The 3300-nt window shown below is 75.1% G+C and carries 2 protein-coding genes; both read right to left on the reverse strand.

The genetic code is table 11. From position 1 onward, the window contains the following. A partial coding sequence (locus CCN72_RS29435; RefSeq protein ID WP_107430187.1) for a VWA domain-containing protein occupies positions 1 to 1369 on the reverse strand: 1369 nt, incomplete at its 3' end. A 31-nt stretch (positions 1370 to 1400) separates the two neighbouring features. Further along, the coding region (locus CCN72_RS29440; protein ID WP_086811019.1) for a tetratricopeptide repeat protein at positions 1401 to 3300 on the reverse strand (1900 nt) is incomplete at its 5' end.

Consider the following 3300-nt stretch of genomic DNA (forward strand, 5'->3'; position numbering starts at 1 on the left):
CACCCCCGGCGGCGGCCGGATGGCGGGGCGGGGTGGTCATGGCGCTGGAGAGGATCAGGTGCTGCCAGTCGACGTCCTTCAGACCGGTGCGGATCCGGCCGCCGCCGGGGGTGTCCTCGATCCGGCGCAGTGCGTCGAGGAGTTGGGTGTCGCCGAGGTCGGCCGCCAGATGCAGGGCGCGGGCGAGTTCGCGGTCCGCGACGGCGCGGCCGTCACTGCCGCGCAGCCAGGCCCGGTAGGCGCGGGCGACGGCGGCGCTCGCCTGGTGGTACAGCTGCTGCCGGTGCACCCCGGGGTGCCGCCGGGAGGCGTCCAGCGGGTTGTCGGTCCAGCGCACCAGGACGGGGCGGGGCCGGGGCAGCCGTACCGGATGCCCGAAGTCGGGTACGACGACCTCGACGGCGGCCAGTTGGAGGTCCTCGCCGCGCTCCCGGCCGGTCGGGTCGGCGGCCAGCACCACCTGGAAGTGCCGTACCTCCTCGCCCCAGGCGCGGGTGATGTACTCGGTGCCGCGTCCGGGGCCCTCGGCGGGCAGGAGTTCCTGTTCGCCGGGGACGACCTGTTTCATCCGGCGGATGACGGTGCCGGGGGTGGGGGTGAGCCTGATGCGCAGCTCGGGGACCGCCGTGCCGAGCAGTCCGGTCACCAACTCCTCGTAGGAGGTGGTCAGTTCGGACTCCTCGCGGACGGCTCCGGCGCGGCCGTGCAGCCGTCGGGTGATGCGCAGCAGCAGTTCGGCGTCCCAGTCGTCGCCGATGCCCCAGGCGTCGCAGACGAAGCGGCCCTCGCAGGCGTCCAGCGCGGTCTCCAGGGTCATGGCGGCCCGGTGGTCGTGCTCGTTGCGGCCATCGGTGAGCAGCAGGACGTGCTTGACCGGCGCGGGGTGGTCCTTCAGCAGGCGGCGGGCGAGGTCGAGCCAGGTCCCGATCGCCGTACCGCCGTCGGCGTCGAGGAGGCGTACGGCCCGTACGGCGGCGGCGCGTTCGCCAGGCCCCGCGACGGCGAGCCCCGGCTGGTCGGGTCCTGGGTGGACGACGGCGGCGTGGAAGTGGCCGGAGAGCACGGCGAAGGCGGTGCCCTCCGGCAGCAGTCGTACGGCGGCCGCGGTGGCGTCCTTGGCCGCGTGCAGCTTGGCGGGCGGGAAGAGCATGGAGCGGGAGGTGTCCACGATCAGCACCTCGGCGAGCGCGGGCCCGCCGCCCGGCGCCCGTCCCCCGGCGAGCCCGGCACCGCCGCGGCCGCGCACCCCGATCTCCAGGATGGCGTGCATCTCCCGTTCCGCGCCCGCCCCTTGGGTGTACGGCTCGGCGGCCAGGTCCTTCTCCTGGCCGACCTCCAGCGTCACCTCGATCTGTTCGGCCACGGTCATCGGTGTCTCTCCGCGGGGGTCATGGGCGTCCTCAGAAGGTGGTCAACGGCCGTACGGAGTGGGCCAGATCGAGCAGCCGGCCGTGTTCCGGGGCGGTGCGGGCCTGAGCGGCCAGCTGGCGGAAGGAGTGTTCGAGCAGGGTGCGCAGGCCGCGCTCGTCGCCGGGTCCGAGCAGGCTCCCGGACGGCCAGGCCCCGGCGCCGCAGGCCAGCGTGTTCTCGCGGACCTCGGCGACCAGCCGGGCCCGGGACTCGCCGTCCTCGGCGCCGCCGTCCAGGCGTAGTTCGGGCAGCCGGCGGGCCGCGTCGGCCAGATCGGCGGGGGTGGGCGGCAGTCCGCCGATGACACCGGCGCGGATGCGGACGGCGGCGACCCGGGCGGCGTCGTGGTGGCGGGAGGTGGCCGGTACCTCGTCCAGGACGCGGACGGCGGCGTCCCGGTCGCCGCCGGCCAGATGGCCGCGGGCGAGCCCGAAGGCGGCGGCGGTGTGCGCGCTGTCCCGTTTCCACACGGCCTCGTAGAAGCGCATGGCGCGTGCGGTGCGGGCGCCGTGCTCGGCGCAGTGGCCGAGGGCGAGCTTGGGCACGTACTCGCCGGGCAGCGCCCGGTACACGGCCTCGAACCGGGCGCCGGCCGGCTCGACCTCGCCCTTGCCGAGGTGCAGGACGCCCCGGTGCCAGGCGATCCGCCAGTCATGGGCGGCGGCGCGCTCGCCGAGCTGGGTCTCGGCCTCGGCGAGCCAGTCGGCGGCCGCGTCCCGGTCGCCGCCCCTGAGATAGGCGCGGCACAGCCACAGCGCGGTCTCCGGGGTGCCGAGGCGGGAGTCGCGGGGCCACTGCCGGGCCACCTGGTCGGGGGCGTCGGGCGAGAAGGTGTCCAGGACCAGGGCGGCGCCGTCGGCGGGATCGGGGACGGGTTCCGGCAGGGCGCCCGCGACCTCGGCGGGCGAGGGCGGGGACACGTCCAGCTCGGCCGGGCGCTCGCCGGTGCGGGCGGTCCAGTGGTCCAGGGCGGGGATCGCGCCGAGCCCGGCGTCCAGGCTGGCGCCGGTGGCGCGGAACCGGGTGGAGCTCTCCGGCAGCTGCTCCCCGAACTGGAGCGAGCGGAACTCCCGCAGTACCTCCCAGAGTTGGCGGGACATCTCGGCGGCCGACCGGAACCGGGCCCGGGGTTCGGGATGCGTGGCGCGGTCGACGAGCCGGCGGAAGGAGTCGTGCGTGAGCCCACGGGCCGGTTCGGTGTCGCGGGCCAGGGCCTGGAGGGTCATGCCGACGGTGTAGAGGTCGCTGTCGACGTGCCAGCCGCGCCGGTCGATCTCCGCCTTCGGCGGCGCGAACGTCGCCGTGTACACATACGCGGACGCGCGGTCGCCGATCGCGCGGACCGCGCCGAGGTCGATGACCTTCACGGCCCGCCCGAAGTGGATGACGTTGGCGGGCTTCATGTCGCAGTAGAGCAGACCCCGTTCGTGCATGTACTCCAGCGCGCCGAGGATCTTGCAGCCGTAACTGAGGACATGGTCGAGGCGGGGGCGGCCGTGGAAGACGCGCGCTTTGTCGTCGGCATCGGCGTCGAAGAGCTGTTGCAGGGAGCGGCCGCCGATGTAGTCCATGACCAGGTAGCCGGTGGACGTCCCGCCCGGGGGCCGGTGATCGGCGTACGTGATGATCCGCACGATGTCCGGGTGGTGCAGGTCGGTGAGGGAGCGGCGCTCCTCGACGGCGGTACGGCGGGCGAGCGCGCCGCCCGCGTCGATCTGGCTCTTGAGGACGACGCGATGGCCCTCGGCGCGGGTGTCCTCGGCGAGATGGATCCAGCCGAGGCCGCCGCGCGCGAGGCAGCCGAGGACCCGGTAGTGCCCGGCGACCAGGTCGCCCCGGGCCAGTTGGGGCAGGAAGGAGTACGGCGTGCCGCAGCGGGGGCAGCGGCCG

The organism is Streptomyces murinus (genome assembly GCF_002154555.1).
GTDB lineage: Bacteria > Actinomycetota > Actinomycetes > Streptomycetales > Streptomycetaceae > Streptomyces > Streptomyces murinus.